A 24,644-nucleotide genomic window follows, 5' to 3' on the forward strand; every position below is an offset into this window, starting at 1 on the left:
ATCATATTCATTTACTTCTGGATTGCAAACCGCAATTTTTTATATCAGACATGATAAAGATTATGAAGGGGAATCTGGCACGTCAGTTGTTTCTTTCGCATCCAGAATTAAAACAGGAGCTGTGGGGAGGACATTTGTGGAATCCATCCTATTGTGCAGTCACCGTAAGTGACCGAAGCAGGGATCAGGTAGTGGCATACATTGAGGGACAAAAAGAGAAGGAAAAAAGAAAGTAGGAAACTTTATGCAGATTGTATCCAGCTATGGGGTAGAAATTAAAAAAAAGAATATACCGCTCCGCTCTACGCTGGATATTTTTCGGAAGGCAGTTTCCTATCTGATTCCGGTGTATGCAGAGACCTGGGAAGAACTTTCAGAAATCAGAAATCCACAAAAACGCTTTAATGAAGCGGAACATCTGGTACATGAGACAAAAAAGAATCATGCCAGATTTCTGTTTGACCGTCATTTCCCCAAGATGCCATCTTATCTGAGAAGAGCGGCGATTCAACACGCACTTGGAGCCGTGTCCTCCTATCAGACACGCCTTAGTTTGTGGGAAAAGGGAGAACTGAGAGGAAAACCGAAGCTGGTCTGTGAGAATCATGCGATGCCGGTATTTTATCGGGATGTCATGTATAAGGAAGCAGAACCGGGAGAAGATGCGGCACATTTAAAGCTGTTTGATGGGCGGGAGTGGAAGTGGTTTCAAGTAAAATTACTTCATACCGATATGGAATATCTGCGAAAAAAATGGAGTGGTAAAAAGGCATCTGCCCCTACTTTGGAAAGGAAACATCATAAATATTTCCTTCGGTTTTCATACACGGAGGAAGTAAGCTTATCAAAAACAGATGTAAAAGAGCAGGTGATATGCAGCGTTGATTTAGGAATCAATACGGATGCAGTCTGCAACATCATGCGTGCAGATGGCACTATCCTGGGACGTAAATTTATAAATTTCTCCAGTGATAAAGACCATTTGTATCATGTGCTTGGCAGAATCCGCCGTTTTCAGAGGGAACATTCCTCCAGACAGGTCCAAAGCCGATGGGATTATGCAAAAAGGCTGAATATGGAGCTGTCCCGCAAAATAGCTGCGGAGATCACGAAATATGCCGCAGAGTATCAGGCAGGTGTAATTGTGTTTGAGTATCTGGAAATGCAGGGAAAAATATCCGGAAAAAAGAAACAAAAGCTTCATTTATGGAGAAAGCGGGATATTCAGAAACTGTGTGAACATCAGGCACATCGGAACGGGATTCGTGTCTCAAGAGTCAGTGCCCGGAACACCAGCAGGCTGGCCTGTGACGGAAGCGGAGCGGTAGTAAGAAACCAGGAGAACCATAGCCTATGTACCTTCCGGACCGGAAAACAGTATAACTGCGACCTGTCAGCATCCTATAATATCGGAGCGAGATATTTTATACGGGAACTTTTAAAACCCTTGCCGGAAACGGAAAGGTCTTCACTGGAGGCAAAAGTACCTGCAGTGAAGCGTAGAACCTCCTGTGTTTATGCAGATTTGAGAAAGCTTTATGTAGAAGTAAACAATTTAAAAGCAGCATAAATGCAGGCAGATATACAGCGGACTACCTGTAATGTGGAAACCAGCCGTATCCGGCATGGGAAAAGTGCGTATCCGCACGAATTCTAAGTTACTGGCGTATCCGCCGATATTTAGTCTTGCCGTTTAAAACGGCTGAGAAGCATGTGACTTTAGCCATGTGAGGTTCACCCCCATGGACGAAAATGTTATAATTTTTATACTTTGGTTGCCGGAATCCTACGGCACAATAAATCGAAATGAGATGAATAAAATGCAAAAAAATCAAAATGATAAATCATACAAGAGAGTACAGCCAAGTGAAAAGCAGGAATCCCGGATTCCAGCGGAAGGCGTTCGTTTAAATCGCTTTTTGAGCGAGGCGGGCATCTGCTCCCGGCGGGAGGCGGATCGGCGGATCGCGGACGGGCGTGTGACGATCGATGGGCGCGTGGCAGAGGTCGGGCAGAAGCTGATGCCGGGACAGCGCGTGGCGTGCGATGGCGTAGCGGTGTCCGGCAAGGATGCACCGGTGCTTTTAGCGGTCAATAAGCCGCGGGGGATTGTCTGTACGACTTCTGATAAAGATCGGGCAGAAAATATCGTAGAATTTTTAGATTATCCGGTCCGGATTTACCCGATCGGGCGCCTGGACAAGGATTCAGAAGGGCTGCTTCTCATGACGAATGAGGGCGAGCTGGTCAACCGGATTCTAAGGGCTCGTTACGGACATGAAAAGGAATATCTGGTAACGGTGGATAAACCCATTGATAGTGAGTTTGTCCGGAAGATGAGCGCAGGAGTGAAGATTTTAGATACGGTTACCCGTCCTTGTGAGGTGGAAAAGACCGGGAAGACAAGTTTCCGGATCATCCTGACCCAGGGACTCAACCGCCAGATCCGCCGGATGTGCGAGGCGCTTGGGTACCAGGTACAGACATTAAAACGCGTCCGGATGCTGAACATTACGCTGGACGGACTGAAAACGGGCGAGTACCGGGAAGTGACAGTGGCAGAGAGACAGAAATTAGAAGATATTTTGAACGGAAAGAAGAATGGCTGAGACAATGTTGTCTGGCAGTCAGTGCAGGTTCACATATGAGGTTGCATAGAAATGCTTGAAAACGCATTCAGAGGCAGTTGGAGAGAGCGATGGGAAAGGTGGAGTCAGATAGATGGCAGAGGACAAGACAAAACGGATACGGGAGCTGATTGGGACGCTGCGGGCAGCAGGGCGCGCCTATTATCAGGAGAGCCGGGAGATCATGAGCAACTTTGAATATGACAAGCTCTATGATGAACTGGTTTCATTGGAGAAAGAGACAGGAATTGTGTTTGCAAACAGCCCGACGCAGAATGTAGGATATGAGGTGGTCAGCGCGCTTCCGAAGGAGCGCCATGAGAAGCCGATGCTGTCGTTAAATAAGACGAAGAGCGTGGAAGAACTGGCAGACTGGCTCGGCGGGCAGACCGGGCTTTTATCCTGGAAGATGGACGGTCTGACGATCGTCCTGACCTATCAGAATGGAACACTTGTCAAGGCGGTTACGCGTGGAAATGGTGAGATCGGCGAGGTTATCACGGCAAATGCAAAGGCGTTCGTCAATGTGCCGTTAAATATTTCCTACCAGGGTGAGCTTATCCTGCGCGGCGAGGCGATCATCCGGTATTCGGATTTTGAGAAGATCAATGAGCAGATCGAGGATGTCGATGCGAAATATAAGAATCCGCGAAACTTATGCAGCGGTTCGGTGCGTCAGTTAAACAGCGAAATCACAGCGCAGAGACAGGTCCATTTTTATGCGTTCAGCCTTGTAAAGGCGGATGGCATTGATTTCAAAAATTCGCGGAAAGAACAGTTTGAATGGCTGAAAACACAGGGGTTTGAGGTCGTAGAGTACCATGAGGTGACAAAAGAGACGCTGCCGGAGACGGTCAAAATGTATTCTGAGGCGATTGCGGAAAATGATACGCCGTCGGATGGACTGGTGCTTTTGTATGATGATATTGCCTACGGCCAGTCGCTGGGGCGGACGGCAAAATTCCCGCGCGATTCGATCGCATTCAAGTGGGCGGATGAGATTCAGGAGACGAAGCTTCTCTATATTGAATGGAGCGCGTCGAGAACGGGGCTGATTAACCCGGTGGCAGTATTTGAACCGGTTGAGCTGGAGGGAACGACGGTCAGCCGCGCCAGTGTTCACAACATCAGCATCATGGAGACGCTGGAACTGGGGTCAGGCGACCGGATTACGGTTTATAAGGCAAATATGATCATTCCGCAAATCGCGGATAACCTGACGCGCAGCGGCGTCCGGGATATTCCGGAGGCATGTCCGGTGTGCGGCGGTCAGACGGAGGTGCGCCAGCTCAACGATGTAAAATCACTCTACTGCACGAACCCGGACTGCCAGGCGAAGAAGATCAAGAGTTTTACTCTTTTTACAAGCCGCGATGCGTTAAATATTGCGGGGCTTTCAGAGGCGACGCTGGAGAAATTTATCGGCGTCGGCATGATTCATGAGTATGCGGATATTTTCCATCTGGACCGCCATCAGGAAGAGATCGTCGAGATGGACGGATTCGGGCAGAAATCGTATGACAATCTGATTGCGGCGGCTGAGAAAGCGTCCCACACGACCCTGCCGAGAATGGTGTACGGTCTGGGCGTTGCAGGCATCGGTCTGGCAAATGCCAAGATGATTTGCCGTCATTTTAAAAATGATTTTGAGGCGATGCGCCATGCCACCGTGGAAGAGCTGGTCGAGATTGATGGAATCGGGGAAGTTCTGGCGCAGGCGTGGACGGCATTCTTTTCGGATGGAAAGAATAATGCGATCGTCGATCATCTGCTGGCAGAGCTGACCTTTGAGGCAGAAGACGAAGAAAGCAGTGAGGGTGCAGATGAGGCATTCGCCGGGATGAATTTCGTCATTACCGGTTCGCTGGAACATTTCAAAAACCGGAAAGAGCTGCAGGAGCTGATTGAGCGCCGCGGCGGCAAGGTGACCGGAAGCGTGACGTCCAAGACGAATTATCTGATCAATAATGATGTGGCGTCGTCGTCCTCGAAGAATAAGAAGGCGCGGGAATTGGGGGTGCCGATTCTTTCGGAGGAGGAGTTTTTGAAGCTATAAGAGAGGTGAAAAAGCCGGACGCCAGACAGTGTTTAGCTGGCTTTTTTTTGCAGCTTGTGTTATGATTAGGAATGCTGATATAGTTTTTATTGTAAGTAGAAATGAATCATATCGGTATATAATAGAATCCTAAAATTCAAACGAATTTTATATAAAAAGGGGATATATAACCATGCCAATTAAAATACAAAAGGATCTTCCTGCTAAGGCAATTTTGGAATCGGAGAATATATTTGTGATGGATGAGGATCGGGCGATGAGCCAGGATATTCGTCCGCTTGAGATTTTGATTCTGAACCTGATGCCGATCAAGGAGGATACGGAGACGCAGCTTCTGCGGGCACTTTCGAATACGCCGCTGCAGGTGGACTGTTCATTCCTGATGTTGGAAACGCACGTTTCGAAAAATACATCGCAGACGCATTTGAATAAGTTTTATGTGACGTTTGACGAGATACGCCGCAAGCGCTTTGATGGTATGATTATTACCGGTGCGCCGGTGGAGAATATGGAGTTTGAGGAGATCAACTACTGGGACGAGCTGACGAAGATCATGGAGTGGAGCAAGACGCATGTGACTTCGACACTTCATATCTGCTGGGGGATGCAGGCGGGACTCTATTATCATTATGGAATCCAGAAACATCAGAGAAAGACGAAGCTTTCCGGCATTTACAGACATCGTCTTTTGAACCGGAAGATCCCGCTGGTCCGTAGTCTCGATGATTATTTTTACTGCCCGCATTCCCGTTACACGGAAGACCGGGAAGAGGACATTCTGAAACATCCGGAATTGCAGATTCTGGCGAAATCGGATGAGGCTGGCGTATTTCTGGTGATGAATCAGGATGGAAGCCAGATTTTCGTTCAGGGGCATCCAGAGTATGATCGCATGACGTTAAACAACGAGTACCACCGCGATCTGAAAAAAGGCTTAAATCCGCAGGTACCGTGCAACTATTACCCGGACAACGATCCATTTTCCATGCCGGTGCTGAAATGGAGAAATATGTCCAACACGCTGTACTCGAACTGGCTGAATTACTATGTATACCAGATGACGCCGTATGTGCTGAAAGAGGACGAGCAGGAGTAGGAATAGAAATCTGCTATTTATGAGAGTATAAGATATAGAAATAGAGATTTCGATAAAATTGATCGGGGAAAATATCTTCTTCGAACTGGATGGTGGGAGCCGCCGTCGGAGTGGTGCTGCTGGCAGCTGGAATGTTTTTGATTTGGAAGAACCGCAAATAAGGCTGCAGATTAATAAAACGGTAAAAAGATAGATATAATACAGATATGAAAAAATACAGGCAGGGCTGTCGGAATTTTGCACAGTGTGGTTGAAACCATGTGTGGGAAAGATTCTGACAGCCCTGTTTCTGCGGATTTTTGTTTTTATTAATTCCAGAAATCGGTTTCTTCTTTCAACTCAATATCAGCTGCTTTAAAGACCGGATTCTTCCCAGCCTGTTTCTGTGCCCGGTAGTCTTCCAGGCAGCGGAGCGCCGGCTTGGCAATCAGGAAGATAATTGGTACGTTGATGACTGCCATCAGTCCCATCAGAACATCGGCGGTATCCCACACGATGCCGAGACTTGCCACAGAACCGATGAGGACAATCACGATAGCGATCACTCTCTGGGTAATCCGGACGCCCTTGACCGGAGTTTTGCCGCAGAGATAAGCCATGCCGGTTTCAGCAAAATAGTAGTTTCCGAGTAGCGTGGTAAAGGCAAATAAAATCAGGGCAACTGTGATAAATACAACACCTGCGGTGCCGAATACGTTATTCATAGCTGCCTGCACATATGCCATGCCAGCCATGTCTGCACTCGGTGCAACGCCGGAGCAGAGCAGTAAAAATGCGGTTGCAGAGCAGATGACAACAGTATCGATAAATACGGATAATACCTGAACAAGACCCTGTTTGACCGGGTGGCTGACACCCGCGGAACCGGCTGCGGTAGCGGAAGCACCGACACCTGCCTCATTGGAGAACAAGCCTCTCTTGATGCCGAGCATCACAACGGATCCCATGAAGCCGCCGAAGATAGCCTGAATATCAAAAGCCCCTTCAAAAATGCTTGCGAACATACCCGGAATCATGTTTCCGTGGAGAATAATCATCAGCAGGGCAGCTGCAATGTAAAGTCCGCCCATTACCGGAACAAGAATTCCTGTGATTTTAGCGATCTGTTTGCCGCCGCCGCTGATGCAGATGCCGAAGATAACAGCCTGGATGATACCGATGAGAATCGGAGTCAGGCTTGGATTGTAGAAACTGTATACTTTAAAAGAATCTGCCACATTGAAGGATGCAACGAGGTTAAACCCAACCATGTAAGTCAAAATCATGAAAATAGCATAGAGAACACCCAGCCATCTTTTTTTCAGAACGGCTTCAATATAGTAGGAAGGACCGCCGTAGCAACTTCCGTCCTCGGCACGGCGTTTGTAGATCTGTGCCAGCGTACTTTCTACAAATGCGGTTGCACTTCCGAGGATCGCGGTCATCCACATCCAGAAGATAGCGCCCGGACCGCCGAAACAGATGGCGGTAGAAATGCCGGCGATATTTCCGGTGCCGACGCGCGAAGCAGTGGAAACCATCAATGCCTGAAAGGCGGAAATAGACTCATCTTCCTTGTCGGATGGCTCCAGGATAACCCGGATGGATTCAAGTAAGTAACGAAGCTGTACCCCTTTGGTGCGGATGGTAAAATAGATGCCGCCGCCTACCAGCAGGATGATTAACACGTAGCTGTAAAGATAGTTGCTTGCTGTGCCGATTATCTTTGCGTATAAATCTGCCATTTTAAAATACCCCTCTCATACAATTTACATATTGTTTTTGCTATAAAGTGTGCCGCTGCGGATCAAACATATGGAGATGCAGTTCATGTGACATATATTCAAGCACGCATTCTCCAGCGACGCTGTTCCCCTTTTTATCTAACGCCGGTCCGAAGATGCCGATTCCCATCTCGCCGTCTACCACTGATAAGATACCGCCGCCGACGCCGCTTTTGGATGGGATGCCGACCCGGACGGCAAATTCGCCGGAACCATCGTACATACCGCAGGTAAACATGAGTGTTTTGACGATTTTAACCGCCTGGCTGCTTAAAAGCCGTTTTCCCGTGTCTGGATGAATGCCATCGTTGGCGAGAATCAGTCCCAGTCCGGCGAGGCTTTCTGCCGTCACGCTGAGAGAGCACATTTTGACATAAAAATGCAGGCTGTTTTCCACATCTTTATTCTTTTCGATGTACCCCTTGCTCTCCAGCAGATAGGCGATTGCCCGGTTGCGGGAAATATGAGACATTTCCGAGTGATAAACCTTTTTGTCGAGGTTGATGTCCGGATCCATGCAGAGAGCCCGGATGGTATCAAGCATGGTATCAAAACTGATTTCGGAAGCAAGGCAGCTTGCCACTACGATAGCGCCTGCATTGATCATCGGGTTGTAGGGGGAACTGTCCGTATTTTCCAGTTTCATCAGCGAGTTAAATGGATCGCCGGTCGGCTCCATGCCTACTTTTTTAAAGACCTGGTCGAAGCCGCAGATTTCCAATGCGACTGCAAGGGTGATGATTTTGGAGATACTCTGAATACTGAATCGGACTTTCGTATCCCCGACGGAAATCCGTTTGCCGTTCCGGCAAAAAACACTGACTCCGAGCTGACTGCCATCTACCTTTCCAAGTTCTGGTATGTAGGTGGCAACTGCACCCTCATGGGTATGTGTTTTTCCCAGTGCAACGGCCTGTTCAAGTACATCTCTCATACTTAAACGCCTCCTGTTTTTTATTCGGTGTTGCTTTCTGATAGTATGGTAGCATGGGGAAGGCAGTTTTGTATAATGCGTGTCAGCTTTAAGGGATATGACAAAAAGGTATAACGGGATATATATGTCAGATATGAATAAATATTTATGAAGAACGGGGAAGAAGTGCTGAAAAGGATCAAAAAAACTGCCGGGAACAGTTGTAAATGTCCGGCAGCTTTGATTGTAAGTTATTTACAGAAGTTTTTTCTTTAAATCATAAATAAATTCTTGTACGATCGCCGTCATTGGCGTGTCTTTTCGCATTGCATATCCAAACTCCAGCATAAAACCACAGTTTGGAATCGGAATAGAAGTGGAGTGGTAGGAGGCTTCTTGTTTGGCGAAATCGTGGATGCCGATGCTGTAGCAGTCACTGATCGAGATCATGTACATCAGGGTGGCGCGGCTGGAAAGATAGGTGATTTTCGAGCGCATTTTTTCTGCATCCTGATCCCCTTCGGAGAGAAGTTGGTAAATATAATCATCGCATTGTCCAAGATACCAGAGAAAGCCGTACTCTGCCAGTGTGTGCAGGTTGACCGGTTTCTGTTGCAGCAGAAGCGGATGTTTGCGGGAAATGATAATGTGTGGTTCGATGTTGGCAAGAAAATGGTATTCCAGCCCTTTTGATTCGAGCAAGGCCTCCATTTCACGCCGTTTGCGGCTGTCAAAATGAAACACGCCTACATCGACACGCCCGGATACCACATCCTCGATGACTTCGTCTGAATTGCCTTCATACAGTCGATGGGAGAAGGATGGCTGATCGCGGTGACGCAGGATTATTTCACTGAAACTTTCCATGATATGAGAAAAACGTGTCATGGAGACAGCCAGCGGATCAGAAATTTTGATTTGTTCCTTCTTTTTCTGAAACCAGAGCTGTTCCATTTCGTCAATGATTTTTTCGGAATGTGTCAGAAATTCCATTCCTTCAGGCGTTAATGTTACGCCTGAGCGGCTGCGGTTAAAGAGCCTAGCGCCGAGATTTTCTTCCAGATCGTGCATGATTTTCCCAAGATACGGCTGGGAAATATAGAGCGCCTGGGCGGCTTTATTGATGGATCCGAGGCGCGCTACCTTGATAAAATATTCTAAATGCCGAAAATTGATATCGTATTTCAAAAAAGTTCCCCCTTTGTAAATCCCCCTGAATGTAATAAGTATAAAATAAAAAAATGTAAATTGCCAGAAAATACCTAAACATATTGCATTTAAGGGATATAGCAAAATAGCATATAATTTATTGTTTGACTGTACCTGTATGTAAGAGAAGCAGTCCTCCTATATACAGCAGGCAAAGGATACCGGACTGGATGAGGACAGGCGGAAACAGGTGAGGCAGGTAAGACGCGTTTGGAATAACTTCTAACATCCCAATCGAAACCAGCAGGCAGAATGACGGTTTTACAATGCCCTGGCTGACTGGTAGGCGGATCGGGACTTCGCAGGCGAGGGCGTGGATGTGGAGAAAGGCGAGCACCAGTTCGCTGATGAGAAGCGCCGCCAGATAGGCGAAAATTCCCCATCGCGGGATGGCGAAAAGGACGAGCGACAGGGTGAGAAGCATGGAAACCGTATGGTGGACGAAGACGGTTCCCGTTTTCCCAAGTCCGTTTAAAATACTTCCCATGGTAGTGGAGAGGTAGAGAAACGGGCAGAGCCAGGATAAAATCTGGATGAAACGTCCGGCATCGGCGTTGTGGTAAAAGGTTTCGCCCAGTGCTGGACCAAAGCGGGTGAAGAGCCCGACGCAGAGAATTCCCATGTACAGGCTGTAGCGGAGTGCCATGGAGATGGTGCGTTCGATTTTGTCCGGCTGATTCTGCGCCTGCGCTTCCGAGACTGCCGGGAGCAGGACGACGGCGAGGGAGTTGGTGATGGCGGATGGAAAGAGGACAAAGGGGAGTGCCATGCCTGTGAGGACTCCGTAAATACTGACCGATTCAACCCGCGAGAGCCCGGAGAGGAGAAGCTGGTTCGGTACAAAGATGGCTTCGAGACTCTGGAGAAAGCTGAGCGTGAGGCGATTCGCCATGAGGGGGAGTGCCATGGTGAGGAGGGGGAGGAGCAGGGGAGTAATAGGTGTGTTTGCATTTGGCAGTATGGCAACGGACTTCGAGCATCCATAAACCAGCAGACAGAACACCGCCGATGCCGCTTCCCCGATCAACAGCCCCCAGACAGCCAGCAGCACCGTGATCGGAATCCTGTTCGTGCGGCAGACATGGACGATCAGCAGGACGGAGAAAATGCGGATGCACTGCTCGACCACCTGTGAAAATGCCGGGACTGCCGTTTTTTTGAGCCCATAATAATACCCGCAGCAGCAGGCATGGATCGCGCAGAAGGGGATCGAGAGGGCGAGTGCGGGCAGAAGCGGCGCACATTCGGGCGCAAGAAGGACGCGCGCGGCGAGAAAATCGGCGAAGGTGTAGATCAAAGAGGTCAGCGGCAGGGCGATCGATAGTGAGAGTGCGAGGCTGACCCGCAAAAAGGCGCGTCCCTTTTCCGGGGAGGCGGCGGTCAGGCGGGAGAGTGAAGTCTGGATTGGACCGGCGCAGAGAGCAAATGCGATGCCATGTATGGGAAAAATCATCTGATATAAACCCAGACCTTCGGCGCCGATCGTCCGGGAGAGAAAGATGCGGTAGAAAAAGCCGAGAATCCGGCAGAAAAATCCGACTGCTGTCAGGAGCAGGGTTCCGGTAATCAAAGGATGAAATCTTCGCATAGCAGATCTCCGGGGAGGGTATGTCAGAAAAGTATATGAAGAAATAGAAAAAAGTAGAAGAAAGCTGGACGATTATAAAATGTTGGGAAGTCTTCTTTTTTAGATCAAGAAACAAACGAATAGAGAAAAAGCAGGGATTTTTTGCGTAAGATACAAAAATTAGCTGTATTTAATACATAAAATAACAGATGGACATTAAGGTGGAACAGGAATATACTAAAAACATCAAAAACAAAAGATTATGATGAAAAATAACAGGTTGGTAGGAAAGAGAGAGGAAGTATGCTGGAGGGAATTGTATTACTTGCATTTATCGCGGCGCTGGCAGGCTGCGTGTTTACCGGCGCGTCCGTGCTTTGGGCGTTGGCGGGTGGCTATCTGATTTTCTGTGCGTATGGCCTGATTCGGAAGCACAGCCTCGCGGAACTCGGAAAAATGTCGCTTTCTGGCGTTAAAACCGTCCGCAATATCCTGATGATTTTCGGACTTATTGGCTTTATCACAGCGCTGTGGCGGGCATCCGGCACGATCGCCGTGATCGTGTGCTGGTCGTCGAAGCTGGTGTCGCCGTCGGCATTTCTGGTGATCGCGTTCCTTCTTAACTGTATGGTGTCGATCCTGACCGGAACCTCCTTTGGAACCGGCGCGACGATGGGCGTTATCTGTATGGCGATGGGACGTGCGATGGAGCTTGACCCGTTCTGGATCGGCGGCGCGATTCTTTCTGGCATCTATTTTGGCGACCGCTGTTCACCGGTATCGTCCAGCGCGAATCTTGTCTGTGTGCTGACGAAGACGGATATTTATGAAAATATCCGCGAAATGATAAAGACATCGCTGGTGCCATTTGTGGCTACATGTATTCTCTATTATATAGTGGGACGTTCCATGAGTGCCGGAAACGGACGGATGGATGTGGAAGGGCTGTTTTCCAATCGTTTTGTACTTCATTGGAGCGCGGTAATCCCGGCGGCGATTATCCTGGTGCTGTCTGTGTTCCGGGTGGAGGTCAAGAAAACGATGCTGATCAGCATTGTGTTGGCGGCGTTTCTGAGCGTGGTGCTGCAGGGGCGGACAATCGAAGAAATTTTACAGATGTGCCTGACCGGTTATCAGGCAAGCGATCCGGCGCTCAATGCTATGATGAACGGCGGCGGACTGAAATCAATGATTAAGGTGGCTGCGATTGTGAGCCTGTCCTCCTGTTATGCAGGAATTTTCGAGGGAACTGGGCTCTTGAAGCCGATTCAGGGGAAAATAGAGGCGTTGAGCCGGAAAATTACTCCGTTTGGTGCGACCTTTGCGGTGGCGGCAGTTGCTTCCATGATCGCTTGTAACCAGACGCTTTCGATCATGCTGACCCATCAGCTCTGCAAGGAAGGAAATCCAGATAATAAACGATTTGCAATCGATCTGGAAAATACGGCGGTTGTGCTGGCACCGCTGGTTCCGTGGTCGATCGCCGGAGCCGTTCCTCTGGCAGCCGTCGGTGCTCCGATTGCGAGTGTGGTGGTGGCGTCGTATCTGTACATACTGCCGATCTGGAGTTTTTTGGTTCGTCTCATAAGAAGGTCGTAGGAAAAGGAGGAAGAGCCATATGAATTTACTCGAACTTTGCAACCTACAGGGTTCCTTATTCCTGATGATACTGGCGGGTGCGGTACTGAAACGTCGAGGGATCATCAGCAAGGAAGGCGAAAAATGTCTGACGGATCTCTGCGTGAATATCGTGATTCCCTGCAATATTGTGAAATCGTGCCTGATTTCATTTGATGCTTCGATTTTTAAAACGTGCGGGTTGCTGTTGGCGGTTGGATTTGTCTTGCAGCTTGTCTGTGTGGCACTCAACAAAGTGCTGTTTAAGGAATATTCAGAGCAGCACCGGAAGGTGCTTCAATACTGTACGATCGTTTCCAACGGCGGATTCCTTGGAAACCCGGTTGCGGAAGGCGTATATGGAAGTATGGGACTTCTCTACGCATCCATTTTCCTGATTCCGATGCGCGTTGTCATGTGGTCGGCGGGTACATCCTATTTTGTTGGAGGCGGTTCTGACCGGAAAAAGGTATTGAGAAATGTCCTGACGCACCCGTGTCTGGTCGGTGTCTACATCGGTATGTTCCTGATGGCGACACAGCTGCAGCTTCCGGGCGTGCTGAAATCGACGGTTACCTACATTGGAAACTGTAACTCGGCGCTGACGATGTTTATTATCGGTACGATTCTGACCGATGTGAAACTGCGTGAGATTATTAATCCGACGGCCCTCAAATTCAGTGTGCTCCGTCTGTTCCTTCTTCCGCTTCTGGCATATGGAATCAGCCTGGCGGCCGGATTGGATTCGGTGGCAGCAGGTGTGGCAGTCATCATGACGGGAATGCCAGCCGGTGCAACTGCAGCGATCTTTGCGGTGCGCTATGACAGCGATGCACCGTTTGCAGCGAAAACGGTAGTGCTCACGACGCTGATTTCGATGATTACGATTCCGGCGTGGTGTCTGTTTATAGGATAAAAAGAATAGGTAAGAAGCAACAATAATAGAAAGAATACTAGAAAAATTGAGAAAATAATGTAAATATGGTAAATGAATATAAAAAGACCTGAAAGGTGCGGTAAATGGCTGCTCTTCAGGTCTTTTATATTTTAAAATGAATCAAAGGTTAAGCAAACAGAGGTTGAAAGAATTAGTTTATGATTCTTATTCATTCGTTTCACTCTTTCGTGAAATCCGCGCTTCTTCCAGATAATTATACAGTGTATACTTGGAAATCTGCATCGCGTCGCACAGGAGCAGGCTGGTTTTTGTGATCTTGAAGACGCCTTTCTGGTCAAGATAGTCGAGTGCACGAATCTTTTCTTCCTTGTTCATCAGCATCATCGGTTTTCCGATCATGGACTCTGCCTGATAAATATAGTGCTGTAAAATATCATCGACATTCTTTTTGAGAATAAAGTCGCGGTCAGACATGGCTGCCTGATTTGCGCCATTCGTGCCGTCCGTGCTGCCAGTTCCGGAAAAGGTGCCATCAGAAGCCATTCCGGATGGTGTGCAGCCAGACATGCCATCGATCTGTGCGCCCACAGCTGCCGATACGCCGATGGTGCCTGGGCGTCCGATCAGATTTTGCAGGGCGCTCTGTGCCAGATAGAGATCGCGAACATCCATATTTAAGCAGACAGATCCGATAATTTTGTGATGTTCGTTCTCGATGAGCGTTGTGCAGGACTTAAAAAGCCGGTCTTTCTGGCTGGTATCGAGGGAAATGATCGAATGCTTGAGCGGCTCGATATCATTGCCAAGCTGTGTGATCATGCCGCCGCGCGGGGAACCGCCGACGTCGCGTCCGCTTAGCTGTGAGTTGAATGCGTAGACGATCGTGTGATCGTAGCCTTTGCGGTAATCGTGGACGATGATCTCACAGTTATCTCCGAGAAACTTTTGAAGTCCTTCGAGAAAACGGATGAGAAACTGAAAGTCCATGTAGTTGGAAATTTCCATGAATACCTCCTTTAGAATGCTCTGTGCCCCGAGTGTGTATCGCAAAATTTTGCGTCTTAAAATAATTCGGAAAATGAAATGCACAGGGATTGTCTTTCTTTTGTCAAAGTTCCTGAAAAAATTTTATCGCGTTAATTTTGCTGCGTCAATCCCGTTTCTATAGAAAAAAGTTAGTAGATAGGGAACATAAATAAGAGAATGTTCTCCCTTTTTTGTTTAAAAATCAAAAATTCAGGTGCAAGATAACGGGAAATGAGAGCAAACCTGTTTCTTTCATCATACTCTCAACCAAACTGTTTGTCAATTAACAAACCAGACTGTAAGTTTTTCTTGACAATTTGTCAGTGCATCCCTATAATTGAGAAAAAATCAAACAGACAGTTAGTCAAACAAAAAATAAGTTTGGAAAAATACAAACTGAAAGTGAGGGAGCAGGATGGACAGGGACAGTTATGTATATAAGACACCGGCTTCAAAGCTGGTACAGGTGGCTGCGATTGCGGCGGAATACAAGGGCAGACCGGATATGCTGATGACAGTGATCATCCGGGCGCAGAAGGTTGTGTCGGCATTTTCCAAGGAGGTGGCGTCAGTCATCGCCAGGGAGATGGATATTCCGATGAACAAGGTGTACAGTTTCATCACCTTTTATGCGATGCTGTCGGTAAAACCGAGGGGGCGCTACATTGTCCGGATGTGCAAGAGCGCGCCGTGCCACGTACATGGGGCGCAGGCAGTCGTTCAGGCGCTGGAGGATCAGCTCGGCATCAGCATCGGGGAGACGACCGAGGACGGAAGGTTCACCCTGGAATACTGTCCCTGCCTGGGACTCTGTGAAATATCCCCGGCGATCATGATCAATGAGCACGTGTACGGCAACCTGACGCCGGAATCGGTGCGGGATATTATCAAACAATATATACGGGAGGATGTGGAATAGTATGGAGGAAATGCACGTATTGCTGAAAAACCGCGGCAAGATTAATCCGAGAAGTTCACAGGAGTATGCGGACCGCGGCGGATTTGAAGCGCTGAAAAAAGCACTTTCGATGGACAGTGAAGCGATTATCGATGTGATCCGCGCCTCCGGACTTCGTGGACGCGGCGGTGCGGGATTCCCGACCTATCGCAAGATGGAGTTTACCGCCCACGCATCTGACCCAACGAGATACATCGTCTGTAACGCCGATGAGGGAGAGCCGGGAACGAATAAAGACCGGATTCTTCTCTCGACCGACCCGTGTGCGGTCTTCGAGGGCATGGCGATTGCTGGAAAAGCAGTCGGCGCCCATACCGGATATATTTATCTGAGAGCCGAGTATACATATTTGTTCCCGGTATTAAAAGATGCGCTGGAGGATGCGGAAAAACGCGGATTTTTAGGAAAAAATATGATGGAGAGCGGTTTTGACTTTGAAATCAAGTTCCGCTCCGGTGCGGGTGCTTACGTCTGCGGCGAGGAGACGGCATTGTTTGAGTCCATTGAGGGAAAACGAGGCGAGCCACGTTTCCGTCCGCCGTTTCCAAGCATTCACGGACTCTTTGGAAAACCGACCATGTTAAATAACGTAGAGACGCTGGCGAATATTGCACCGATCCTCTTAAACGGAGCGGAATGGTACCGCAGCATCGGCACAGCGAACAGCCCTGGCACAAAGCTTTTTACGGTCTGTGGAAATGTAGTCCGCAGGGGCGTATTTGAATTTCCGATGGGCGTGAACCTCAAAGATATCATTTATGAAGTGTGCGGCGGCATCGCGGATGGAAAAGGGCTTCTGGGCGTGCAGACCGGTGGTACCTCCGGTGCGATCATCAATGCCGATCAGATCGATATGACACTGGATATTGATACAGTTTCGGCATCCGGCGGACGTCTTGGCTGCGGTACGATTCTGGTCATCGACGACAGCAACTGTATTGTAGATATTGTGCGAAACAATTTGGACTTCTTCCGCGGCGAGTCATGCGGAAAATGTACACCGTGCCGCGAGGGCGGCCAGCAGCTTTACAATCTGGTTACCCGCATCAGCCGGGGGCTGGCGACTCTGCCGGATCTGGAAAAAATCGATGAGCTGACGGAGACGATGCGCCTGACTGCCCTGTGTGGTCTGGGACATTCGACCGCTGTTCCGGTGCAGACGAGCATCCAGAACTTCCGTAAGGAATATCTGGCGCACATCGACCGCGATTACTGCCCGGTCTGCGCTCAGGCAGCCGTGGCGGAAGGAATTTATGAAGCAGAAGAAGATTATAGAAACGATGGAAACAGCCGGATGGGAAGACGGCGTGCAGCAGTCGGTGAACGCGATGTCATGTATGATTCGTATGACGCGTATGCGAGACACCGCAGCCGGGGAGCATCCTACGCGGGACGATTTGAGCGGAGAGGGGGAAGAGAAGCATGATGGTACATCTGACAATCGACGGACAGCCGGTAGAGGTGGAGGAAGAAACGACGATCCTCCAGGCGGCGAAGAAAGCCTGTATCCACATTCCGACTCTCTGCTATCATGAGGATTTGAGCATCAAGGCGGTCTGCCGTATCTGTGTGGTTGAGGTAGAAGGACAGAGACTTCTTCCGACCGCGTGCAGTACACCGGTTTCGGAGGGAATGGTCGTGCAGACGGCATCCCCGAAGGTACTGAAAGCGAGAAGAAATATTCTGGAACTGATTTTTGCGAGACATCCGCAGGAATGCCTCGTATGTCCGAAGGACGGAAAATGCGATCTGCAGAAGGTAGCGCAGGATGTCGGAATGCACCTCGATATCCGCTATGACAAGCAGCTCCGCCATCAGAAGGAGGACTGGAGTTCTCCGGCCATCATGCGGAATCCGCAGAAATGTATTCTGTGCGGGCGTTGTATGGAGGTCTGCAATGAGATTCAGGGAATCAACGTCCTTTCGAAGGAAAACCGTGGATTCCATACGCTGATTGCCCCGGCCTATGGGGAAAAACTGGCTGATACCAATTGTATTAACTGCGGCCAGTGCGTGCAGGTGTGTCCGACCGGAGCATTGACGGTGCATTATCATACCTACGGGTTATATCGCCAGAAAGAATTAGGCAAAAAACTGATTATCCAGGTGGCTCCGTCCGTCCGCATTACGCTGGCGGAGGCACTGGGTGAGCAGCCGGGTGTTGTCAGCACGGGACGTCTGGTGTCGGCACTTAAGCGCCTGGGCTTTTACAAGGTATTTGATTCTGATTTTTCCGCGGATCTGACGATCCTGGAGGAGGGAACGGAACTGTTAAACCGCCTGCAGAATGGCGGAACTCTGCCGATGATCACCTCCTGCTGTCCGGCGTGGGTTAAATATTGTGAGACTTACGCGCCGGAGTACACGAAGCATTTATCGACGGCAAAATCCCCGCAGCAGATGTTCGGTGCGCTGATCAAGACCTGGTTTGCGAAGCGCGAGGGCATCGATCCGGGTGAGATCTGCAGTGTTTCCGTTATGCCGTGTACGGCAAAGAAATTTGAGTGTACCCGTCCGGAAATGAGGGACAGCGGCTATCAGGATGTGGATATTTCCATCACGGTACAGGAACTGGCAGCGCTGATCCGTGCCGGTGGAATCGATTTTTCTGAGCTTCCGGATACGCCGTTTGACGATCCATTTGGCGAAGGAAGCGGCGCGGGACTTATTTTCGGTGCGACTGGCGGCGTCATGGAGGCGGCACTCCGCACCGTTTATGCGGTGGTAACCGGCAAAGAGATGGAACATCTAGACTATACACCGGTCCGCGGTTTCGAGGGAATCAAGGAATCACAGGTTGATTTGAACGGCAGAGTCATCAAGGTAGCGGTGGCACATGGCATTAAAAATGCGAAAGTTTTGCTGGAAAAGGTAAAAAACGGAACCGCCGATTATCAGTTTATCGAGATCATGGCATGTCCGGGCGGCTGCATCGGCGGCGGTGGAAATCCGCCTAAGACATGGTCGATCATGGAGAAGCGGAAGAAAGCCATCTATGAGGCAGAGGCAGAGCTTCCGGTCAGACAGTCGCACAAGAACCCGGCGATCCAGAAAATTTATGAGACGTATCTGGGAGAACCGTGTGGGGAGCTGTCACATAAGCTGCTGCATACAGAGTACTGCAACCGGCAGGATCTGTTGCAATAGATTATGTTATTGATCTTCCCAAGTCTCAATCCGCGCCTTACGGTTCAAAATCCCTTTCTCCCATATCATTAAATGCATCTTAAATTCAATCGAATCCTGCGCTGTCGTAAAGGGTTCTTCACGCAGCAGTTCGGAGCGGATGCCGCGCTTTTCAAGCTCTTTCTGTCTTTTTTTGGCAAAAAGTTCGAGAGCCAGGTGACGGGTCTGCTGGGCTTTTCCGAAGGTGCGGGACGGGTAGGCGGAAGAGGCTTTTTGAAGCTTCCGGGTCAGGAGATCGACTGTCTTGGCATGGGCGTTCCGGTGCAGGAGGCGGGCAATCTGACGGGCGCGGCGCTTGGTGGGGTGCTGCTCATAGTCTTTCAGGCGATGTAGCAGTTTTGGATCACTGGCTTCGACGGCGATGGATTGGAAGACGCGCGAAGCGTCTTCGGAGAGATGCCAGGGATTTTCACGGATGACGCGGTATTTTTTCGGGACCGCCGGGTAGCAGCAGACGTTCAGTGGGGGAAATTCCGCGAGGGAGGCAAGCTCCCGCTCGTTTGCGTTGCAGGAGTTTTCCCCCAGATAGTCGAGTTTGTCGCGCAGGATGGCGATGCGGTATTCGAGCTGGCGGAGGTATTCGTAGCCTTTCATCCAGAAGTGCCCGAGCTGACTGTAGTCATAGTAGTGATTTTCGAGAGTCAGATCTTCGAAAAAGAGTGTGACAACCGAGTCTCCCTGATGGACGATCAGGGCATAGCGTTCGTTTTCATCCTGGGTTAAGAGGGCATCGAGTTCGCCCTCGTATGCCGGATCGTAGGTACCGGTCAGGCGGGCGTTGTGGAAGAGGAGGAAACTTTCGACTGCATCATTCATCAGGTAAACTAGGCGGATCGTGTCGGGAGCAGAAGTGCCGGTTTCCGGGAGAATAAGTTCGAACTGGTTTTCGGATAATAGTAATTCTAACATGGAAAAGGGATCCATTTTATAAAACTCCTTAATGTATAAAAATCAAAATGTTTTCCGACACAGGCAGAAAAACGGAGCCAGTGACTATCGTATTCTCAATACAGGAAAACATAGAACAATCATGGTAATTATAAGAGAAATAAGAAGAGGATGCAAGAGAAGAGTAATGCTGCTGCCGGATTGTACAAAATTTTCAGCTCAGAAAAATTTTTCCAGTGAATCGTAACATTTTCTATGTTTCACAAAAAAAGATAGTAAAACCGCGCGATTCGTGTTAATATAAGAAAGCATAAGAATAATCGCGGTGTTTTTGCAGCGGCGGTGAAAACCGCAAAGCTGCGTAAGAGACTGCAAGTATGAATAGAAAGGAAAATTTATCATGGAAATCACAAAAGCAACCACGATGGGCGAGATGCTTCAGTATGATATGGGTATTGCATATGTTCTGATGGAGGCAGGCATGCACTGTGTTGGCTGTCCGTCTTCGATCGGTGAGTCTCTGGAGGAGGCTTGCATGGTACACGGTCTGAACGCAGACGAGGTTATGGCAAACATCCAGGAGTACCTGAACGCAAAGAAAGAGTCTGAGCAGGCTGAATAATTCAAATTTTAGATTTTAATAAAATTCTGGATAAAAAGACGCTGTGTACGAAGTAATGAGGCTTCAGCATAGCGTCTTTTTCGTTGTTTTATAGGAAAGAACGCCTCATAAAGCAAGAGTGAAAAATGCTCGGATTGTTGTTTAGAGACTGAAAATTGTGTAAAAATAGTATACATTACAGAATTGACGTGATAAAAAGAACTCGTTATAATGGCATAAAAAATATTTTTACTTTTTTTCGGAGAGTGGCTTAAACATATAACCGGACAAAAGATAAAGTAGTACGTAAAGATACAATGGAGGGATGGGAGTATGTTCAGTAAGCGAGAGTATGAATACGTGATGGAAATTGCGAAGGAAGGAAGTTTTTCAAAAGCAGCCCAGAAACTCTATATTTCCCAGCCAGCCCTCAGCGGTGCGATTAAAAAGATTGAGAAAGAGTTATATGGGATCTCGCTTTTTGACCGGAATGTGAACCCGGTGGCACTGACCCCGGCGGGGCAGTATTATCTGGAAAAAACGCGGAAGATATACGAGCTCAGCAATGAGATGGAGCAGCATTTTGCAGAGCTGGCGGGTATCCGTTCCGGTGTGATTAACATCGGAAGCTCCGGATATTTCTGTGCGTATTTTCTTCCGGAGGTGATCCGGGGCTATTGCAGACTGAATCCAAAGTGCCGGATCAACGTGACGGAGACGGATATTTCAGGGATGGATGCTGGGCTTAGAACCGGGCAGTTTGATATCACGATGGATGTCGAGGCACTCGACCCGGAGATGTTTGAGAGTGTGACGCTGGGGTATGAGTATATGATTATGGCGGTTCCTGCTTCCTTTGCTGTGAATGAGAAGCTGAAAGAGTTTCAGATCTCCAGGGAATCAATCCTGGAGCGGAGTTTTCTGGATGAAGCGGTGCGTGCGGTGGACCTTTCCAAAGTCTCGAAAGAACCATTTCTGATGCTGAAAAAGAATCAGGATTCTTATAAAAGGAGTATGGATATCTGCGCCCACGCTGGTTTCGAGCCGAAGGTGATTATGTATTTTGATCAGCTTCAGACTGCCTATAATGTGGCGCGGAGCGGACAGTCCGGTATCATCTTTTTTAGGGATGCACTGCTGAAATACACAGAGAAAACGGAAAAACTCTGTTATTACAAGATTGGCGATCCGCTGGCAAAGCGTGCAATCCTTTTGTCGATGAAGCGCTATCCGGGCGTGGGGGCAACAGTAGATGATTTTATCAAATACATTCTACTGGCTAAAAAATAGTTTAAAATTTCACAAAATACTGATAGGAAATTGCTTATAGTGCCATATTTAAAAATAACTCGGATTTTTAACCAGATAAAATACTGGAGTATATCCCATAGCTGAAAAAATAGAAACTCGGATGCAGAGCCTGGGCGGCGGCTATTCCCATGACTGTGCGAAAGCGATTGCACTGGTGCCGTTTTTCAAGGCTACATATTAAAATAAGTGTTCAAATTCTCAGTGCCATGGACAGGCATAAGGATTCTCCTATGGACATCAAACATACTACTAGAATGATTAACTTATAAAAGCCATAAAGTACAGTTTACAAGGGACTACACAGGGTAGGTATCTGACGGGGGTTGCACCCGTCAGACTGTCCACCAGCTTTTCAATCTCGCTGTCCACATGGGCAAGCTCCACTTGCAGTGCTGCAATTTTCTGGTTTGCCTTTGCCGCTTTCTTTCTGCCTGTCAGAGTCTTGTAGCTTGCCAGTTTCTTTACCATCTGCTGATAAACAACCGCTTCCAGCTCCGAAGTGATGATTTTCCCGCACCCGGCACAGCTTTTATTGTCCAGCCGTTTCGTACAGCGAAGGTATTGCTTGCCGGAGGAATTGAAGATACTCATAAGGGCATACCCTCAGTTCCCGCACTTGATTTTTCCCGCCAGCCATGTATGGGTGGCTTTCCGGGCAGACTGGATTTTCATGTTGTTCATCAGCTTCTTGCGGCAGGTCAGCCAGATGTAAGAGGGGACAATGCCCTCATGGGGAGCCAGTACCAGCATTTGGTCTTTCAAGTCGTTCTTTTTGCTGGGCTTCACATCCCGCCCTTGATACAGATAGCAGCCGTTCATGCCAGTAAAATCGGCAGCGTCATTGACAATGACCGTCCCTTGACTTTTGAAAAACTCATACACATCAAGGTCTGCCTGCACATAGACAGGATTGCGTAACATCTGCGCCAGCGTGGGGCGTATCAGATCTTTGCCATGGAACAAAATCCCCTGTTCGGCAAAGTACCGGGTAATGTCCCCGTAGGAGGTTGTGGGCTGAGCATACATCTCAAACATCAGCCGGATATTTGCCGCTTCGTCTGGATTTACCACCAGCTTTTTTGTATTGATACCGTCCATCTTAATCGGCTCTGTATGGAAGCCGTAAGGGGCTTTCCCACCCATCTTGAAACCTCGCTGGCTGCGGGAATAGTAAGCGTCCGTTACTCGCTTCTGTATGGTTTCCCTCTCAAGCTGGGCGAACACGATACAGATATTTAACATCGCCCGCCCCATCGGGGTGGAGGTATCAAACTTTTCCGTAGAGAACACAAACTCTACATTGTACTGCTGGAACAGCTCCATCATGTTGGCAAAGTCCAGAATGGAACGGCTGATACGGTCGAGCTTGTAAACCACGACCTTTGCAATTAAGCCCCGCTTGATGTCCCGCACCAGTTCTTGAAACTTCGGACGGTCTGTATTCTTGCCGCTGTACCATTTGTCTGTGTATTCCTTGCAGTTACCGCCTTTCAACTCGTATTTGCAAAATTCAATTTGGCTTTCAATGGAAATGCTGTCCTTTTTGTCTACCGATTGTCTTGCATAGATTGCGTCTATTCGATTATTCATATTGTCGCTCCTTTTCTTAAAAAAGAAACGGAGCTGCTGACACCTTTATTATACCGTCAGCAGCCCCGCAAATCAACGATGGCTTTGGAAAACCTTATGCCCCGGCTTCCTCACTCTGCCGTTTGTCGGCATACTTGCGGAACACCTCATAAAGCTGCTGTTCCAGCTCCCGGCGTTTTGCCGCTTCCTGCTCCGGCGTGAACACCGGGGAGAGATTTTCCAGCGTGATTTCCTTTCTCTGAAAAGTCACGACTTCGGTTTCTTTCTTGTATCTGATATGCTCCATAGTACCTCCGTATTTAATTTTCAAAGTGTAGTGCCGTCATACCGCGGCGTGAAATGTTTTCTGTCATCGATCACCGTTCCCTTGTGTGCCGCTGCTGCCGTTTCAGTTCTGCCAGCACCTCCGGCGGGATACGGTCTACCAGCCGCTGAATGTCTTTCAGCTCGCTTTCCAGCTTTGCCCGTTCCATCGTATCTTTCATCTTGCCTTTTTCGCTGGCTTTGGCTCTGGCTTCCAACTGTTCATTTTCTGCCAAAAGGTCGTTTATCGTGACCTTGTATTTTTTGAACTGTCCGAAGAAGTTCTCCATCTGCGGAAACCACTTTTTCAGCAGGGAGAGGGCTTCCTCTTTCTTCTTTCCGGCATTGAACGGGGTAATACCGTCCAGCGTGGCTTCAATGGCTCTTGCCTGTTTGGAGAGATTGACCGCCTGCTTAAACAAACGGGTGGGGATATGCTTCCTGCCTGTCTTGCTGGCACTTTCCCCACGCTCCAAGTCGGGATATTTCTCCACCATATAGGCGTGAAAATCGTCCTGCCATTTTGTGAGGTTGGCTCTATTCCCAATAATCTCCTTTGCACACAGGCGGTTGTCCTCTGTCAACGGGACAAAGACCAAATGCAGGTGGGGCGTTTTCTCGTCCATGTGTACCACCGCCGACACGATATTTTCTTTCCCTACCCGCCCGATTAAGAAATCAGCCGCCCTCTGGAAAAACGCCTGTATCTCCTTTGGGGATTTTTTCTTGAAAAACTCCGGGCTGGCGGTTATCAGCGTATCGACAAAGCGTGTGCTATCCTTGCGGGTGCGGCATCCGGCTTGTTCAATGCGGCTCTGAATGAAATGGTAATAGCGGCTCTCCGGCTTGACGATATGGAAGTTGTATTTACTCCGGCTTGTGTCAATGTCGGGATTGCTGGCGTACTGTTCCTTTTGCCGTTCGTGATGGGCTTCCAGCGGTCTTGCCGGATTGCCTTTGTGTTTTTCAAATCGCAAGATTGCGTGTTGTGCCATGAAACTCCTTTCCCTATTCCGTTCTTTTCCGGGACTTTTC

The 24,644-nt window shown here is 48.7% G+C and carries 20 protein-coding genes and 1 pseudogene; 12 read left to right on the plus strand and 9 right to left on the minus strand.

Going from position 1 to position 24,644, the window contains the following annotated elements:
• The 5 genes from tnpA to metA all read left to right on the plus strand — a co-directional run.
• A partial coding sequence (gene tnpA, locus DWZ45_RS00135) for an IS200/IS605 family transposase (RefSeq protein WP_118467744.1) occupies window positions 1-236 on the plus strand: 236 nt, incomplete at its 5' end.
• 8 nt (window positions 237-244) lie between these two features.
• Window positions 245-1,570, plus strand: coding sequence for an IS200/IS605 family accessory protein TnpB-related protein (locus tag DWZ45_RS00140; protein ID WP_118467001.1), 1,326 nt, complete (start codon window positions 245-247; stop codon window positions 1,568-1,570).
• Window positions 1,571-1,820: 250 nt separating this feature from the next.
• Complete coding sequence (locus tag DWZ45_RS00145; RefSeq protein WP_118467003.1) at window positions 1,821-2,609, plus strand: pseudouridine synthase; 789 nt, start codon at window positions 1,821-1,823, stop codon at window positions 2,607-2,609.
• A 112-nt stretch (window positions 2,610-2,721) separates the two neighbouring features.
• Window positions 2,722-4,683: an NAD-dependent DNA ligase LigA gene (gene ligA / locus DWZ45_RS00150; RefSeq protein WP_118467005.1), complete on the plus strand. Its 1,962-nt coding sequence runs from the start codon at window positions 2,722-2,724 to the stop codon at window positions 4,681-4,683.
• Between the two features lie 172 nt (window positions 4,684-4,855).
• Window positions 4,856-5,779, plus strand: coding sequence for a homoserine O-succinyltransferase (gene metA / locus DWZ45_RS00155; protein WP_118467007.1), 924 nt, complete (start codon window positions 4,856-4,858; stop codon window positions 5,777-5,779).
• Window positions 5,780-6,087: 308 nt separating this feature from the next.
• Here the strand turns inward: metA and DWZ45_RS00165 are convergent, their stop codons facing one another.
• The 4 genes from DWZ45_RS00165 to DWZ45_RS00180 all read right to left on the minus strand — a co-directional run bounded on the left by DWZ45_RS00165 (window position 6,088) and on the right by DWZ45_RS00180 (window position 11,252).
• Complete coding sequence (locus DWZ45_RS00165; RefSeq protein ID WP_118467008.1) at window positions 6,088-7,503, minus strand: alanine/glycine:cation symporter family protein; 1,416 nt, start codon at window positions 7,501-7,503, stop codon at window positions 6,088-6,090.
• A gap of 40 nt (window positions 7,504-7,543) precedes the next feature.
• On the minus strand, window positions 7,544-8,476 hold the full coding sequence (glsA, locus tag DWZ45_RS00170; RefSeq protein WP_107001281.1) for a glutaminase A: 933 nt from the start codon (window positions 8,474-8,476) through the stop codon (window positions 7,544-7,546).
• A 234-nt stretch (window positions 8,477-8,710) separates the two neighbouring features.
• On the minus strand, window positions 8,711-9,643 hold the full coding sequence (locus tag DWZ45_RS00175) for a LysR family transcriptional regulator (protein ID WP_118467010.1): 933 nt from the start codon (window positions 9,641-9,643) through the stop codon (window positions 8,711-8,713).
• Between the two features lie 118 nt (window positions 9,644-9,761).
• On the minus strand, window positions 9,762-11,252 hold the full coding sequence (locus DWZ45_RS00180; protein ID WP_118467012.1) for a polysaccharide biosynthesis protein: 1,491 nt from the start codon (window positions 11,250-11,252) through the stop codon (window positions 9,762-9,764).
• A 282-nt stretch (window positions 11,253-11,534) separates the two neighbouring features.
• Here DWZ45_RS00180 and DWZ45_RS00185 point away from each other — a divergent pair, with 282 nt between their 5' ends.
• Window positions 11,535-12,830: a Na+/H+ antiporter NhaC family protein gene (locus DWZ45_RS00185; protein WP_118467014.1), complete on the plus strand. Its 1,296-nt coding sequence runs from the start codon at window positions 11,535-11,537 to the stop codon at window positions 12,828-12,830.
• 19 nt (window positions 12,831-12,849) lie between these two features.
• Window positions 12,850-13,764: an AEC family transporter gene (locus tag DWZ45_RS00190; protein ID WP_118467016.1), complete on the plus strand. Its 915-nt coding sequence runs from the start codon at window positions 12,850-12,852 to the stop codon at window positions 13,762-13,764.
• A 186-nt stretch (window positions 13,765-13,950) separates the two neighbouring features.
• Here the strand turns inward: DWZ45_RS00190 and DWZ45_RS00195 are convergent, their stop codons facing one another.
• Window positions 13,951-14,751, minus strand: coding sequence for a helix-turn-helix transcriptional regulator (locus DWZ45_RS00195; RefSeq protein ID WP_118467018.1), 801 nt, complete (start codon window positions 14,749-14,751; stop codon window positions 13,951-13,953).
• 436 nt (window positions 14,752-15,187) lie between these two features.
• Between DWZ45_RS00195 and DWZ45_RS00200 the strand changes: the two genes are divergently transcribed.
• The 3 genes from DWZ45_RS00200 to DWZ45_RS00210 are packed head-to-tail and all read left to right on the plus strand — an operon-like array spanning window position 15,188 to window position 18,877.
• Window positions 15,188-15,691, plus strand: coding sequence for an NAD(P)H-dependent oxidoreductase subunit E (locus DWZ45_RS00200; protein WP_107001275.1), 504 nt, complete (start codon window positions 15,188-15,190; stop codon window positions 15,689-15,691).
• A gap of 1 nt (window position 15,692) precedes the next feature.
• On the plus strand, window positions 15,693-17,156 hold the full coding sequence (gene nuoF, locus DWZ45_RS00205) for an NADH-quinone oxidoreductase subunit NuoF (protein ID WP_182426598.1): 1,464 nt from the start codon (window positions 15,693-15,695) through the stop codon (window positions 17,154-17,156).
• Window positions 17,153-18,877, plus strand: coding sequence for an NADH-dependent [FeFe] hydrogenase, group A6 (locus DWZ45_RS00210; RefSeq protein ID WP_338126574.1), 1,725 nt, complete (start codon window positions 17,153-17,155; stop codon window positions 18,875-18,877). Before nuoF ends, DWZ45_RS00210 begins: the two co-directional genes overlap by 4 nt.
• 6 nt (window positions 18,878-18,883) lie before the next feature.
• Here DWZ45_RS00210 and DWZ45_RS00215 read toward each other — a convergent pair whose 3' ends face one another.
• On the minus strand, window positions 18,884-19,840 hold the full coding sequence (locus tag DWZ45_RS00215) for a DUF3878 family protein (RefSeq protein ID WP_118467022.1): 957 nt from the start codon (window positions 19,838-19,840) through the stop codon (window positions 18,884-18,886).
• 364 nt (window positions 19,841-20,204) lie between these two features.
• Between DWZ45_RS00215 and DWZ45_RS00220 the strand changes: the two genes are divergently transcribed.
• Together DWZ45_RS00220 and DWZ45_RS00225 are read left to right on the plus strand one after the other, a co-directional pair.
• Window positions 20,205-20,426, plus strand: a complete 222-nt coding sequence (locus DWZ45_RS00220) for a DUF1858 domain-containing protein (RefSeq protein WP_107001272.1) — start codon at window positions 20,205-20,207, stop codon at window positions 20,424-20,426.
• Window positions 20,427-20,738: 312 nt separating this feature from the next.
• A complete protein-coding gene (locus DWZ45_RS00225) occupies window positions 20,739-21,695 on the plus strand; it encodes a LysR family transcriptional regulator (RefSeq protein ID WP_117795998.1) in 957 nt (318 codons plus the stop codon).
• Between the two features lie 345 nt (window positions 21,696-22,040).
• Here DWZ45_RS00225 and DWZ45_RS00230 read toward each other — a convergent pair.
• From DWZ45_RS00230 to mobV, 3 genes and pseudogenes are all read right to left on the minus strand, one after another.
• Window positions 22,041-23,306, minus strand: a pseudogene (locus DWZ45_RS00230) (recombinase family protein); the annotation flags it as partial.
• Window positions 23,307-23,400: 94 nt separating this feature from the next.
• Window positions 23,401-23,592, minus strand: a complete 192-nt coding sequence (locus DWZ45_RS00235) for a hypothetical protein (RefSeq protein WP_118467024.1) — start codon at window positions 23,590-23,592, stop codon at window positions 23,401-23,403.
• A 70-nt stretch (window positions 23,593-23,662) separates the two neighbouring features.
• Window positions 23,663-24,604 (minus strand): MobV family relaxase, encoded by a 942-nt coding sequence (gene mobV, locus DWZ45_RS00240; protein WP_118467026.1) that lies wholly within the window; start codon window positions 24,602-24,604, stop codon window positions 23,663-23,665.
• Between the last annotated feature and the right edge of the window lie 40 nt (window positions 24,605-24,644).

Origin of the sequence: Clostridium sp. AF32-7AC, from assembly GCF_003477925.1 — a bacterium.
In the GTDB taxonomy this organism is placed as follows: domain Bacteria; phylum Bacillota; class Clostridia; order Lachnospirales; family Lachnospiraceae; genus Otoolea; species Otoolea fessa.